This window comes from Sulfitobacter sp. BSw21498, from assembly GCF_006064855.1.
Lineage (GTDB): Bacteria > Pseudomonadota > Alphaproteobacteria > Rhodobacterales > Rhodobacteraceae > Sulfitobacter.
In genome coordinates, this window is record NZ_CP040753.1 from 464856 (window position 1) to 479334 (window position 14479).

Below are 14479 nucleotides of genomic sequence, written 5' to 3' on the forward strand. Positions count from 1 at the left end.
AAATTTTGGGGCCCTCGCGGGGGCCCCTAGATTTGCTCTACCGCGACCTCGGGCAGCTGGTAGAAAGCCAGATGACCTTTGATCTCGGCCACGGCGTCGTTCGGGTCCTCATAGGACCATGCGACGTTGTCGAGCGTCCGGCTTTTGGTCACGACCGAGAAATAATGCGCGTCGCCCTTGTGGGGGCAGTGGGTGGTCTTGTCGGTCTTGTCCAGAAACGCCATCGCGATATCCGAGCGGGGGATATAGATTACCGCGTCGCGGTCGCCCTCGCGCAGTTCCAGCGCATTGCGTGTTTCGGCCAATACCGCACCGCCTGCGCGCACTGTCCATGTCCCGTTTGACTTCAAAATCTTGATATGGTCTGCCATTGCTGACCGTCCTCCCTGAATGAACTGATTTATATCGCGCTCAAACCGGCGCTGTTGCCGCATCCAACCACAGTTTCGCAACCGGTGATAGCTGCGGTCCGATCTTTTCCGCAACGTCGCGGTGATAGGCGTTCAGCCAGTCCCGCGCATCCATGCTCAGCATGTCGGGCACGATCAACCGCGTATCAATGGGGGCAAAGCTCAGCGTTTCCCAAGTGAGCATGGCGCGGTGCTCGTCCCCGCCCGGCATGTCACCCGCAGGCCGTACCACGGCAAGGTTTTCCAGCCGAATGCCAAAGGCCCCCTCGCGGTAATAGCCGGGCTCGATGCTCAGGATCATACCGTCGGACAGGGGCACCGTGCTCAGCTTGCTGAGCCGTTGCGGCCCTTCGTGGACGCTCAGATAGGCTCCGACGCCATGGCCCAGCCCATGATCGAAATCCTGCCCTGCCATCCAAAGGGGCAATCGGCCCACGGCTTCGATATCGCGGCCAGCCAACCCTTTAGGCCAGCGCAGGCGGCTCATGGCGATCAAACCGTTGAGCACACGGGTAAACGCCTCTTTCGCCTCGGCCGGCGGCGTGCCGATGGCTATGGTGCGGGTGATGTCGGTGGTGCCATCCAGATATTGCCCACCGGAGTCCAACACCAGCAGATGCCCGTCTTGCAGAACACTATCGGTGTCTTCGGTCACGCGGTAATGCATGATCGCGCCATTGGGGCCGGTGCCGGCGATGGTCTCAAAGCTGATCTCTTGCAGCGCCGGATCGCGGCGGCGTGCCGTCTCGAGCTTGGTGACGACCTGTGTCTCCGTCACGCTGCCCGCTGGCTGTGCACCGAGCCAGGCCAGAACCTCGACCAAGGCCGCCCCATCGCGCAGGTGCGCGGCGATAGATCCGTTGATCTCGGCCTCGTTCTTGCGGGCCTTGGGCAGAGCGCAGGGGTCGTCGCCCCACACGATCTTGTCGCCCAAAGCATCCGCGACAGCCACCGGCACAGTCGCTTTCTCGGCCAGAACGGCACCAGTTAGGTCGGCGAGAGCCGCCAGAAACGCCTCTGGTGCATGAATGGTCACGTGCGGGCCCAGATGCGCCTCCAGCCCCTCCAGCTTGGCGGGGGCGACGAACAGATCAACATGACCGGCATCGTGCAGCACGGCAAAGCCGTGGACGACCGGATTGCGTGCAATATCGGACCCGCGAATATTAAGCAGCCAGCACAGGCTATCGGGCAGGGTGATTACTGCCGCGGCACGGCCCTTGTCGCGCAACGATCCTGCAAGCCGTGCGATTTTGTCATCATGTGCCTCGCCGGCAAATTCGACCGGATGCAATTTGGCGGGCTGCATCGGCAGTGCGGGCTGGTCTGCCCAGATGCGGTCCACCAGATTACCGGTACGGCGTAGCGTCACGCTGCTGCCTTCCAGCGCTGTCTCTAATTGCTCGATCTGTCCGGCGGCATGCAGCCACGGATCGAATCCCACGATGCCGCCCTGAGGCAGCTCTGTGCGCAGCCAATCTGCCAGTGACACCTCGGGCCATGCGACCGGCGTATAGACATCCGCCACCTGCGCCTTGACCTGCGTGCGATAGCGCCCGTCGATGAACACGCCCGCCACATCCCGCAAGGCGGCACAGAAACCAGCCGATCCGGTAAACCCTGTCAGCCACTTCAGCCGGTCATCGCGGGGGGCAACATATTCGCCCTGATGGGCATCGGCGCGGGGCACCAGAAACCCGTCAAGCGCGTCGGTTCGCAATTGCTTGCGCAGCGCGGCCAGCCGTGGCGGCCCTTGTTCCGGCCGCGAGGTCACCTCGAACGATTGAAACATGTCACCACCCCATTCTTCATTTTGCTCTTAAAACTCCCCGCGGAGCGTCCTTGACCCTCAGCTTGCGCGGCGCATGCCCATGACACGGGCGCGTTTGCGCGGATCGGTGTCGAAAAGGGCGGCCAGCTGCTCTGTCATGGCACCGGCCAACTGGTCCACATCCGTGATCGTGACGGCGCGGTCATAATAGCGGGTCACGTCGTGGCCGATGCCGATGGCCAGCAGTTCGACGGCCTTACGCTTTTCGACCATGGCGATCACGTCGCGCAGGTGTTTTTCCAGATAGTTGGCGGGGTTCACCGACAGGGTGCTGTCATCCACGGGCGCGCCGTCGCTGATCACCATCAAGATTTTGCGGGATTCGTGTCGTGCGATCATCCGGCGGTGGGCCCATTCCAGCGCCTCGCCGTCGATGTTCTCTTTCAGCAGGCCTTCCTTCATCATCAGCCCCAGGTTGGGCCGCGTACGCCGCCAGGGGGCGTCTGCGGATTTATAGATGATGTGGCGCAAATCATTCAGACGGCCTGGTTGTACCGGACGGCCATCGTTCAGCCATGCCTCACGGGCTTGGCCGCCTTTCCATGCGCGGGTGGTAAAGCCCAAAATCTCGACTTTGACGTTACAGCGCTCCAGCGTGCGGGCCAGAACATCGGCGCAAATCGCGGCGATAGAGATCGGACGCCCGCGCATCGAGCCGGAGTTGTCGAGCAGCAGCGTCACGCAGGTATCGCGGAATTCGGTGTCCTGTTCGACCTTGAACGACAGTGGCGTCGTGGGGTTGGCCACCACGCGGGCCAGACGACCGGCGTCCAGCGTGCCTTCTTCGAGATCAAATTCCCATGACCGGTTTTGCTGCGCCTGCAAGCGGCGCTGCAGCTTGTTCGCCAGTCGGCTCACCGCGCCCTTCAATGGTTCAAGCTGCTGGTCGAGATAGGCGCGCAACCGTTCAAGCTCTGCCGGTTCGGCCAAATCTGCGGCACCGATCACCTCGTCGTGGTCGGTCTGGTACACCAGATAATTCGGGTCCGCATCCGATGCCTGCGGCGGGGCGGGGGGCTCCATCGGGGCGTCGCCGTCGGGCATTTCTGCTTCTTCGCCAAGCTCTTGGTCGGCGGTATCATCCATCGACACCTGCGCTTGGGATTCATCTTGCTGTTGTTCTTGCGACTGTTCCGGAGAGGCCTCTGCCTCGTCCTCGTCTTGTTCGTCCTGACCGGTGCTATCGGGCTCTTGCTCTTCTTCGGTGCCTTCTTCCTCGGCACTGTCCTGATCATCGTCGCCTTGATCTGGGTCATCGCCCAGTTGGTCGCCATAGCCCAGATCGAAGATCATCTTGCGGGCAAAGCGGGCAAAGGCGGCCTGATCGTCTAGCGTGTCGTTCAGTGTCTCGAGCGTGCCGCCGGCCTGATCCTCGATATAACCGCGCCACAGCTCCATTGCGTTGGCGGCACCGGCGGGCATATCGCGCCCCGTCGCCAGATGGCGCACAAGATAGCCTGCTGCCGTGGCCAAAGGCACATCCGAGGGCTGTTTCGCCTGATCGTACCCTTTGCGCAGGGAGTCATATTTGATCTTCGCGTCGATGTTGCCGGCGGTGCCGGGCATGTCACGTGCGCCCACGGCTTCGCAGCGGGCGGTTTCCATCGCCTCATATAGGTCGCGGGCCATGTCACCGGCGGGCATGTATTTCGAATGGGTCTGGCCGTTGTGATAGCGCCGGTTCAGCGCCAGCGCATCGGCGGTGCCCCGGGCAAGCAGGACTTCTTCGCGGGTCATGCGGCGGCTGACCTGTGGCAAGCGCATTGAATCGCCGCTCAGCCCCGAGGGATCGACGGAAAAGCTCACCGTAAGATCGGGATCCTTCGACATGACTTTGGTTGCTTCGGCCAAAGCCTTTTTGAACGCGTCGGCGGGGTTATCTGATTGTTTGCTCATGTCATTCTCCCATCCGAGTGCGGCCGGTATGCGGCTTTTGTCACCGCGGCCACGCGAAACTGGCACTGCGGTCAAACTGCCGTTCACCGACCCTAAGTGCCGGTGAACGTCGTGTTATTCACCCCCGCCGACGTTGGCACAGGGCGGGTTGTGCCTCAGCCAAGGCTCAGGCTTGCGGCGGATTCCGGCAGCTCTTCGTCGAACAGGCGCTGATAGAACTCGGCGACGGTCTGGCGTTCAAGTTCATCACATTTGTTGAGGAACGAGAGACGGAAGGCATAGCCCACATCGCGGAAGATCTCGGCGTTCTGGGCCCAGGCAATCACGGTCCGAGGCGACATGACGGTCGACAGTTCGCCGTTCATAAAGGCGGTCCGCGTCAGGTCGGCGACGGTGACCATCTGCTTGATCGTCTTGCGGCCCTTGTCCGTGTTGTAATGCGGGTTCTTGGACAGAACGATCTGCGTTTCCGCATCGATGCTGAGATAGTTCAACGTGGCGACCAGCGACCAACGGTCCATCTGACCTTGGTTAATCTGCTGCGTGCCGTGATAGAGACCCGTGGTATCGCCCAGACCAACAGTGTTGGCGGTTGCAAAAATGCGGAAATAGGGGTGGGGTTCGATCACTTTGTTCTGGTCAAGCAGCGTCAGCTTGCCGTCAACTTCCAGCACGCGCTGGATCACGAACATCACGTCGGCACGGCCCGCATCATATTCGTCGAACACAATCGCAGTCGGGTTGCGCAGCGCCCAAGGCAGGATGCCTTCCTGGAAATCGGTAACCTGCTTGCCGTCTTTCAGCTTGATCGCATCCTTACCGATCAGGTCGATCCGGCTGATGTGGCTATCAAGGTTGACCCGTACACAAGGCCAGTTCAACAGGCTTGCCACCTGTTCGATGTGGGTGGACTTACCCGTCCCGTGGTAGCCTTGAACCATCACGCGGCGGTTGTGGTTGAACCCCGCAAGGATCGCCATCGTGGTGTCAGGGTCGAATTTATAAGTGCTGTCCAGCTCAGGAACGCGGCTTGTACGTTCGTCAAAGCCGTGCACGACCATATCTGTGTCGATGCCAAAGACTTCGCGAACGGAGATCTCTTTGGTGGGTTTGGTTGTGAGGTCCAATGAGGTCTCGGCCATATTCTGTACGTCCTTCATGCTTCTGTCCTGCGCACCGCCTGCGGATCAGGGGGTGGCGTCCACGGCAACATATCTTTCCTGAGCGCGAGGGAAAGGGGCAATTCGCACCTGCGGCAAAGTCGCAAAGCCCTGCGGGGGACGGAAAAGGGGCGGCGCACCTATCTGCACCGCCCCGTCTCTCTGTCTATGGCACGCGCTTCACGCGGTGGCCGATGCCCACGGCCTGCCGGAATGGCGCGGCGTCAGTCCCTGAAGTTGCGGCTGCCCTTGAGCTGGTCCCAGGCCCAGACGACCAGCTGCAACTGCTCTTCCTGACTGCGATCACCGCCGTTCATATCGGGGTGCAGGACCTTGATGAGCGCCTTATACGCCTTGCGCACTTCTGGCTTGCTCCAGGTGTCCTTGGCCTCGAGGATTTCCAGCGCGCGACGTTCTGTGGGGGGGAGGCGGCGTCCGGCGGCTGGCCCCTTGCCGGGGTTCTGCGTCGCGTTTTTGCCCAAGACCTGATGCGGGTCTTCGATGCCCAAACGCGCCCAGGCCCGTGCTTCCGGATCGCCAAGCGGCTTGGTGGTGCGTTCCCACACTTTGTCCTTGGATTGCTGGGCGTTCAATTCGGCCTCTGTGGTGCCGTCAAAGAAGTTCCACTTGAGATTGTATTCGCGCACGTGCTGCTGGCAGAACCAGAAATAGTCATCCAGCACGTCAGGTGCTTTTGGCGCACGGTATTTGCCGGCTTCCTCGCAGCCTTCGTGTGAACAGACGCGTTGTGATGTCTCGGACGCACCGGACATCCCGCGACGGCCGCGGGGATTTTTCTTTTTTGAAGACGACACAGACATGTCGAATCCAAAGGGATCACTTTTGGGCATGATATGGACCTTTCCGACTCAGGCCGGTCAGTTTAGACCTTGGGCTGTGAGATTGAAGGGGGCTAAGCTAAAAAATGTCAGTGACACAAGAAATCGCCGACCGGCTGGAAGAGGCGTTTGCACCATCGGAGTTAAGCGTCGTTGACGATAGTGAAAGCCACCGTGGACATGGCGGCTTCCGCGAGGGGGGTGAAAGTCATTTTAATGTGAAAATTCGGGCCGCCCATTTCAAGGGGCTGTCCCGGGTTGCGCGGCACCGCGCCGTGCATGAGGCGCTTGGCCCCGACTTGATCGGCCGCATTCATGCACTGGCGCTGGATCTCGACGTCTGACAGGGGCCCCTTAGTCCGGGGTCTTAGCGACCTTGGGGGCGGGGGCGTCTTCGGATGCGGGGGCGGCTTCTGTTTCATCCGAAGCCTTCGCGCCTTTTTCGTCCACGGACTTTGTCTGGGGATCGCCTGCGGGTTTTTCCTCGGTCGCGTCGTTTGCTTTTGTCTGGGTGTCGGTCTTGGCTTCCGTCTTTGATGCTTGCTGTCCGCCCTCGGGTTTGGTCTCGGCGGGTATTTCAACCGTGCTGGATTTGCGCCGCGACGCCAGCGCGTTCAGCATTGACGGAGCAACCTCCGCCGTTTCCTCGTCCTCGTCGGTTTCACCGTGCTGATCCTCGAAATAGCTTTCGTCCACTGTCTTGTCCGTGTCCGCGTTCAAGGCAGTGGCTTCGGGCTTTTCCATGGCGTCTGACGGTGGGGGGAGAAGCTCAGTAGGGGCCGTGTCCGGCGCCTCCTCGCGTAGGCGGCGAAACACCAGTACATTGCGCCATTCCGTCGTGCTGCCGGTCAGCCCCACGCGTTCAGTCGATGGCAGAGTCTCTGCCCGCTGATACTCCCAGCCGTAAGCTGAAAGACCATTCATAAGCTCCTGAAGCGCATGGGAAAACCGCGCTTCAGCGCCTTTGATATTCTTGACCTTCAGCCCTTTGGTGGGGGCGGGTACAACTTTGTATTCATAGCGTGGCATATGAGCTGGCTTTCGGGTCAAAGGAGGTCAAACAAGGGCGCGCGGATCAGCGTTTCAGTCCGATTTTGCGGCCGGCCTGTTCAGGATAAGGTAACGTCGCGTGGGCCGATTTCATCGCTTCTAGCCGGGCCATAATATCGGCGGGCATCGGGGCCACACGGGGGCCAGACTGGTCGATATGCAGCGTCAGCGCTTCGCCGGTGGCAGCCAGCCAGCCGTCTTCGTGCCAGAGCTGCGTAAACGAATGGAAACGCTTTTCATCAAAGTCGAGCAGTTGGAACGTGCAATAGGTCGACGCGCCCTCGTGCAACTCGCGCAGATAGCAGACGTGGAATTCGGCCACATAAGTGGTATGGCCTGTCTTCTGATACTCTGGTCCGAACCCGATCTGATGGTAGGCATCATCGACCGCGTTATCCATCAACACCGAATAATAAGCCATGTTCAAATGGCCGTTAAAGTCGATCCACTCGGGCTGTACAAGGCGCGGCGATGACCGGAAGGGCGTGTCCATAAATGACCTTTCAAAGCGTGTCAGAGGGGGAGCGTGGCGAGAAAAGGGCCGGGGCTTTGGTAAACCCCGGCCCGACGTCTTAGCCGTTCAGTTTTTGTGCAACGATCTGGTTCACCGCTTTCGGATTCGCCTTGCCGCCGGTGGCCTTCATCGTTTGCCCGACGAACCAGCCCGCTAGCTTCGGATTCTCGCGCGCTTTGGCAACCTGATCGGGGTTCGCGGCGATGATCTCGTCCACCGCGGCCTCGATAGCACTGGTGTCTGTGACCTGCTTCATCCCGCGTTCTTCGACGATCAAGGCAGGGTCACCGCCTTCGGTATAGACGATTTCAAACAGGTCCTTGGCGATCTTGCCGGAAATCGCATCAGACGCGATCAGGTCGATAACGCCGCCCAGCTGGGCAGGGCTGACGGGGCTGTCGGTGATGGCTTTCTCGTCTTTCTTGAGGCGGCCGAAGAGTTCGTTGATCACCCAGTTCGCCGTCATCTTGCCATCTCGGCCCTGTGCGGTCGCCTCGAAGTAGCCCGCGCTGTCCAGATCTGAGGTCAGAACCGACGCATCATAGTCGCTGAGGCCAAAGTCATTGATAAAGCGCGCTTTCTTGGCGTCGGGCAGTTCGGGCAGGTTGGCACCGATGTCATCAACCCACGCCTGTTCGATCACCAGTGGCAGCAGATCGGGGTCGGGGAAATAGCGGTAGTCATGCGCCTCTTCCTTTGACCGCATGGAGCGGGTTTCCTGCTTGTCGGGATCGAACAAACGGGTTTCCTGCACCACTTCGCCGCCGGCTTCGACGATGGCAATCTGGCGCTTTGCTTCGACATCGATCGCTTGTTGGATGAACCGCATGGAGTTCATGTTCTTGATTTCGCAGCGCGTCCCGAGGTGGCTAAAGTCTTGCGTCGCCTGATATTTTTCGTATTGGCCGGGCAGGCAGATCGACACGTTCACATCCGCACGCATCGCGCCCGACTGCATGTCGCCATTGCACGTACCAAGATACCGCAAGATCTGGCGCAGCTTGGTCAGATAGGCAGCAGCCTCTTCGGGGCCGCGAATGTCGGGCTTGCTGACGATTTCCATCAGCGCGACACCGGTGCGGTTCAGGTCCACAAAGGACATGTTCGGGTCCATATCGTGAATCGATTTGCCCGCGTCCTGTTCCAGGTGGATGCGTTCCACACGCACCAGGCGCGCCGTAGGATTTTCACCTGCGACCCCGGCCCCCATCTCCACCAGCACTTCGCCTTCGCCCACAATGGGGTGGTACAGCTGCGAAATCTGATAGCCTTGCGGTAGATCGGGGTAAAAGTAGTTCTTGCGGTCAAAGGCGCTGTGCAGGTTGATCTCGGCCTTGAGGCCCAGACCCGTGCGCACGGCCTGTTCGACACAGAATTCATTGATGGTGGGCAGCATGCCAGGCATGGCCGCATCCACGAAGGAAACGTTGTTGTTGGGCTCTGCGCCGAATTTTGTCGAAGCGGCGGAAAAGAGTTTCGCGTTCGACATTACCTGCGCGTGAACCTCCATCCCGATGACCAGTTCCCAGTCATGTTTGGCACCCGCAATGGTGCGCACTTTGGGGGTGTCATAGGTCAGGTCAAGCATGGGGGCACCTTTGGCGTCAGAAACAGAACGCCTTGGTCATAAGACAGGGGGCGGGGTGCTGCAAGAGGGGGGCAGCGCCAATGCGTGTGCTGATCCGCTTTGGATGTCGGTGTTAGGCGGTCATTGCTTGCGGACCGTTGCTGGTGAACACAATACGTTGCCCCGATGCGAGTTCGGAGCGAAACAGGCTGTTTATGACTTGCATCGCGTCGTCGCGGCCCGAGGCTGCGAATTTATGGGGCGACCGGATGCGCAGGTTATTGTTGAACCCGTGGGCCGCGTGGGCCCAGATCATCGGGTGGAGTTCGGTCAGATGTGCGCGGATGATCCAGTCGGTGCAGGCCCCGATTTGGGCGCGGATATTGTCGGCGCGTTCATCCCCGCCACCGCCAAAGCTTGGCATATTGGCGCAATAGGCAGCCAGTAGGTTCGCACAATACGCGGTCGAATGATGGGCTAGAATATCGCGCAGCCCGTCGATGAAATAATCAACGTCCAGATTGGCGCAAGCCGTGTCATCGGCGCAGATGGCGTCAAACATAACCCAGGTATAGCCACCGGCACCCCAGACATTCTGCACACGTGCGGCGGTGCGGCGCGCCTCAAGCTCAAGCTCGGTATAGCCACCGTGGTGGCGAGGCAGCATGTGGTTGCCCAAGGCGCGCATCGGGCGAGGGTTGAGCGGGTTGAGCAGAATGAGCTGCTCGTAGCTTTCGCGTAGCCCGCCTTGGTGGTGAAGCGGGCCGCTGACATGAGCACAACGGGTCGCCGCAACCAGCGCGCTGGTGGGGTGCTGTTCGATGAACGGCGCGATAATCTCTCCGGCGCGCTCAAAGTGGGCGATGCAGGCGTCTCGGTTGCGTTGGGGCAGCACGGTGCTTTCGCCCTTACCGCGCCAGGCCCAGCCGATGTCGATATGGGCCTGGGCGACGACACAGGCGACGACATAATCGTCTTGATGCGCATCCAGCACATGTTCGAAATCCTCGATCCCGCTGAGCAACGCTTTGGCAAAGCCGCTGTCGACATCTTCGATCGCGTGTTCCGTTGCCATCACAACATCAGCGCGCGCACCAAGGGCCATCAGCTCGGCCACAGGCATAGATCCGGGGGTAAGAGTGTTGTCTGCGTCAGCGCGGCGAATTGCCTTGGACAGACCAGCCCAGTTTTCCTGTCGCACAAGCTTTTGCCCGAGTTGGTGGTTTTCATCGCATAGGCGGTCTTCGGCAGTGGGATCGGGGCAGTCGATGCAAAGCATCTCTTGCGGTGACGCCGGGACAGTGTCGGCGCGCGCAGGGGCAGAGGGGGCAGGCGTTTCTTGCCCCTGCGCACGGGGTTCGCGGCGACGCGGTGCACAACCAAGGTCGTCTGTTTCCAACAGCAGCGTTGGCATGCTTTTGCGTTTGAATAAATTCTTGAGGTGCAGCATCGTCTGTCCAGTCTTGGGTAAGCCCGTCTTCTGCTGATGAAACTGGCGGGATATTTAGGCACCAAGATGGCATCGCGGTGGTCAGTCTGGGATTTTCCCACCGCTGGAAAGCAGTTTAAGGCTGAATAATGCCTGATTGTTCAAAGACTGGAGACGATGGCGCGGAACGCGCTATGTTGTGCGCGAATACGAGTGGGGGGACAAATGTCTGTAAAGAATAGTGCACGCCGCAAAGGACTGCGGCGCGATGGCTCGCCGCGCGTGATTCTTGGGTCTGCTGTGATCGCGCTTTGCCTGTGGGGGGGCATGACGCTGCCCGCTGTTGCCGAGACGGTGAATGTTCTGCGCCCTATCGCGCGCGGCGCGGTCAGTGACCCTGCGTCTGCTACGACCCCGACGGCCCCCCCGATCGAACCCGCCCCTGCGCTGGCCGGAGAGGGCGGCGCGTCCAATCCTGACCTTACCACTGCGGCACCGATCACCCTTTACGATGTCTCTCCGCCTGCGCGCAGCGCGGTTATCCCGCGCACAAGGTGGCAACATCGGCGCGGTCACGCGATCTGGACCCGAACAGCGCTGTCGGCGCTGAAGTCTCATGGCAAGCCCTTGGTTGATATGGTGCCCGCCGATGTCGAAGAATGGTGCCCTGCCTATCCCACCGCTTCGGACGCGGATCGTCGCGCGTTCTGGGTCGGGTTTATGTCGACCCTCGCAAAATATGAAAGCACCTATAAAGCGCGCGCCGTCGGTGGCGGCGGGCTTTGGTATGGGTTGCTACAGATTTTACCTGCCACGGCACGCGGCTATGGGTGCAATGCTGGCACGGGCGCTAGTCTGCAAAACGGCGGCGCGAACCTGAGCTGCGCAATACGGATCATGACGGTCACGGTGCCCCGCGACGGTGTGATCTATGGGCGCGGCGGAAAAGGCGTGGCCGCCGATTGGGGCCCCATGCGCAGCCCCGCAAAGCGCCATGACATGGCGGGTTGGTTAAAGCGGCAGACCTATTGCAAACCGCTTGACGCTGTGCGCCCAAAAGCCCGCCCCTGAGGTGGATCAATCAGCCTATGCTCAGAACCGTCCTGCGACCACCATAAGCGGGGGCAAGGTGCCCCCATGCGGGACACCTCAGTTTTCATCACGCACCGCGGATACGCGACAGCATCTCGGTGGTGTCGCGCGACAGACCAGACTGCGACAGGATGCGGTCCAGCTCTGTCTTGATCATCGCTTGGCGGTCGCTGTCATAGCGCTTCCACGTCTGGAACGCTGAACACATGCGCGCGGTGGTTTGCGGGTTCACCGGATCAAGCTTGATCAGCCAGTCCGCCAGCAAACGGTAGCCTGCGCCCGAAGCATGGTGAAAGCCCGCGTGGTGCGCGGCAAAGGCCCCCAGCACGGCGCGGAAACGGTTGGGGTTCTTCCAGTTGAAGTCGGGATGTTTGGTCAGCGTTTCGACGACTTCGTGGGCGTCTTCGGGGTCGGCTTCGATCACTTGCAGGCCAAACCATTTGTCCATGACCAGCCGGTCCGCTTTCCATTGTCCCTCGAACGCGTCGACGGCTTTGTTGCCGCGACCGGTGCGGATCAGGTTGGCCAGCGCGGAAAGCTGCTGGGTCATGTTGTCAGCCGCGTCATACTGTTCTTGCGCCAGTGCGCCTTCGTCATTGCGCGTCAACAGGGACAGCGCAGCATTGGACAGCGCCCGCTTGCCCGCTTGTTTCGCGTTGGGTTCAAACGGAGCGTCGACCGTGTGACGGCGATAGAGCGTCGGCAGCAGATCGGCAAAAGCCTCTGCCATCGCGGCGCGGGTCGCCTCGGTAGCGGCATAGATGATGTCAGGGTCGGGGGTGTCACCCGCCTCTGCCAGTGCGCGGGCCAGATCAGATTGCGACGGCAGGCCCAACATCAGCGCACGATACGCCGGATCAAGAGTTTCATCACCGATCACCGCACGGATACCGGCCAGCCAGTCCTTGTTGGGGGCCTTGCCATCGCGGATCATCCCCAACAGGGAGCCATAGGCCAGCATGCGCCCCTGTTCCCAGCGGTTAAAGGGGTCTGTATCATGGGCCAGCAGATGCGCACGATCTGCGTCCGACAGGTCTTGGGTCAGGACCACGGGCGCGGAAAAGCCGCGCAGCACCGATGCGACGGGTCGCGTCCCCAGACCGTCAAAGACAAAGCTCTGTTCGGCCTGTGTCATCTCGAGCACCGTTGTTTCCTCGACCTCGTCGCCGTCTTGACCGATCAGCCCGACGGCAATCGGCAGCACATGAGGCTGCGCATCGGCTGTGGCATCGCTGGCCGGCGTGTGCTGTTTAAAGTGCAGCGTCAACGTGCCGTGATCCCAGCTTTCCGTAACGGACAACAGCGGTGTGCCGGCTTGGGAATACCAGCGCTTGAATTGCGCCAGATCGCGGCCAGTGGTGTCTTCGAACACTTGCAGCCAATCTTCGATGGTGCAGGCCTGCCCGTCGTGACGGTCAAAAAAGAGGTCGAGCGCTTTTGAATATGCCTCATCACCGACCAGCAGCTTGAGCATGCCAATCACCTCGGCACCTTTTTCGTAGACCGTGGCGGTGTAGAAGTTGTTGATCTCTTGAAAGCTTTCGGGCCGCACGGGGTGGGCTAGCGGGCCTTGGTCTTCGGGAAACTGTCGGGCGCGCAGATCGATCACATCGCCAATCCGTTTCACCGCAGCCGAGCGCATGTCAGAGGTGAATTGGCTGTCGCGGTAAACGGTCAGCCCTTCCTTGAGGCACAGCTGGAACCAATCGCGGCAGGTGATCCGGTTGCCGGTCCAGTTGTGGAAGTATTCATGCGCGATGATCGCCTCGATCCGCTCAAAGTTCATGTCGGTCGAGGTTTCGGGGCTGGCCAGCACGGCAGAGGAGTTGAAGATGTTCAGCCCCTTATTCTCCATTGCGCCCATGTTGAAATCATCCACTGCAACGATGTTGAACAGATCAAGATCGTATTCACGGCCATAGACGTCTTCGTCCCACTTCATACTGTCCTTGAGCGCCTGCATGCCAAAGGCGCATTTGCCCTCGTCACCGGGACGTACATAGAGGTTCAGATCGACGGCGCGGCCCGATTTTGTGGTGAAGCTTCCGGGATGTGCGACCAGATCGCCAGCAACCAGCGCGAACAGATAGGCGGGCTTGGGCCACGGGTCATGCCATTCAGCTGTGTCGGTATCGCTGCTGACGGGGTTGCCGTTGGACAGTAGAACGGGGTGCGGGCCGTTGATGGTGACAGTAAAGACCGCCATCACATCGGGGCGGTCGGGATAATAGGTGATCTTGCGAAAGCCTTCGGCCTCGCATTGGGTGCAATACATGCCATTCGACATATAAAGCCCCTCAAGCGCGGTATTGCCCTGCGGGTCGATCTCCACCTCGGCTTCCCAGATAAACGGAGCGTCAGGCACGTCACAGGTTAGCCCTTGGGGGGTGACTTCGGGCGATACCGGCGTGCCATCAATTGCGGCAGAGACAAGCGACAGGTTTTCACCATGTAGAAAAAAGCTGCGGTCACTGGTGTCGGGGTTGGGGCGGAAGGCAATCCGGCTTTTGACGCGGGTCTTGCGTGGGTCCAGATCGAAATGCAGCGCGACATGGTCGATGATGAAGCCGTAGGGGGTATAGTCGGCCAAGTATATCGTCTGGGGAGCAGCGTCGCGCATGTATTTTCCTTCTGTTTGGAACCGAATGTCCAATGTTCAAGTTAGTCCTGCACAATGGCGCCTGCAAGGTC

At 60.3% G+C, this 14479-nt stretch carries 12 protein-coding genes; 2 read left to right on the top strand and 10 right to left on the bottom strand.

What is annotated here, in order from left to right:
• Window positions 1–26: 26 nt before the first annotated feature.
• The 5 genes from E5180_RS02350 to E5180_RS02370 form a co-directional block, all read right to left on the bottom strand.
• On the bottom strand, window positions 27–371 hold the full coding sequence (locus E5180_RS02350; RefSeq protein ID WP_138922982.1) for a DUF427 domain-containing protein: 345 nt from the start codon (window positions 369–371) through the stop codon (window positions 27–29).
• Window positions 372–411: 40 nt separating this feature from the next.
• Window positions 412–2202 (bottom strand): aminopeptidase P family protein, encoded by a 1791-nt coding sequence (locus E5180_RS02355; protein WP_138922983.1) that lies wholly within the window; start codon window positions 2200–2202, stop codon window positions 412–414.
• 57 nt (window positions 2203–2259) lie between these two features.
• Window positions 2260–4137: a cobaltochelatase subunit CobT gene (gene cobT / locus E5180_RS02360; protein WP_138922984.1), complete on the bottom strand. Its 1878-nt coding sequence runs from the start codon at window positions 4135–4137 to the stop codon at window positions 2260–2262.
• 155 nt (window positions 4138–4292) lie between these two features.
• A complete protein-coding gene (gene cobS / locus E5180_RS02365) occupies window positions 4293–5279 on the bottom strand; it encodes a cobaltochelatase subunit CobS (RefSeq protein ID WP_138922985.1) in 987 nt (328 codons plus the stop codon).
• A gap of 242 nt (window positions 5280–5521) precedes the next feature.
• Window positions 5522–6148 carry a J domain-containing protein gene (locus E5180_RS02370; RefSeq protein WP_138922986.1) on the bottom strand — a complete coding sequence of 209 codons (627 nt, stop codon included), beginning with the start codon at window positions 6146–6148 and terminating at the stop codon, window positions 5522–5524.
• Between the two features lie 74 nt (window positions 6149–6222).
• On the opposite strand from E5180_RS02370, the gene E5180_RS02375 reads away from it, so the two are divergent.
• Complete coding sequence (locus E5180_RS02375) at window positions 6223–6480, top strand: BolA family protein (RefSeq protein ID WP_138922987.1); 258 nt, start codon at window positions 6223–6225, stop codon at window positions 6478–6480.
• 10 nt (window positions 6481–6490) lie between these two features.
• Here the strand turns inward: E5180_RS02375 and E5180_RS16085 are convergent, their stop codons facing one another.
• The 4 genes from E5180_RS16085 to E5180_RS02395 form a co-directional block, all read right to left on the bottom strand.
• Complete coding sequence (locus tag E5180_RS16085) at window positions 6491–7165, bottom strand: hypothetical protein (protein ID WP_441351433.1); 675 nt, start codon at window positions 7163–7165, stop codon at window positions 6491–6493.
• Window positions 7166–7211: 46 nt separating this feature from the next.
• Complete coding sequence (locus tag E5180_RS02385; RefSeq protein ID WP_138922988.1) at window positions 7212–7679, bottom strand: thioesterase family protein; 468 nt, start codon at window positions 7677–7679, stop codon at window positions 7212–7214.
• A gap of 79 nt (window positions 7680–7758) precedes the next feature.
• A complete protein-coding gene (gene gatB, locus E5180_RS02390; RefSeq protein WP_138922989.1) occupies window positions 7759–9288 on the bottom strand; it encodes an Asp-tRNA(Asn)/Glu-tRNA(Gln) amidotransferase subunit GatB in 1530 nt (509 codons plus the stop codon).
• A gap of 112 nt (window positions 9289–9400) precedes the next feature.
• The gene (locus E5180_RS02395; RefSeq protein WP_254700517.1) at window positions 9401–10681 is read right to left on the bottom strand and encodes a hypothetical protein; all 1281 of its coding nucleotides are present in this window, start codon (window positions 10679–10681) and stop codon (window positions 9401–9403) included.
• 240 nt (window positions 10682–10921) lie between these two features.
• On the opposite strand from E5180_RS02395, the gene E5180_RS02400 reads away from it, so the two are divergent.
• A complete protein-coding gene (locus tag E5180_RS02400) occupies window positions 10922–11767 on the top strand; it encodes a lytic transglycosylase (protein ID WP_138922991.1) in 846 nt (281 codons plus the stop codon).
• An 88-nt stretch (window positions 11768–11855) separates the two neighbouring features.
• Here the strand turns inward: E5180_RS02400 and pepN are convergent, their stop codons facing one another.
• Complete coding sequence (gene pepN, locus E5180_RS02405) at window positions 11856–14408, bottom strand: aminopeptidase N (RefSeq protein WP_138922992.1); 2553 nt, start codon at window positions 14406–14408, stop codon at window positions 11856–11858.
• Between the last annotated feature and the right edge of the window lie 71 nt (window positions 14409–14479).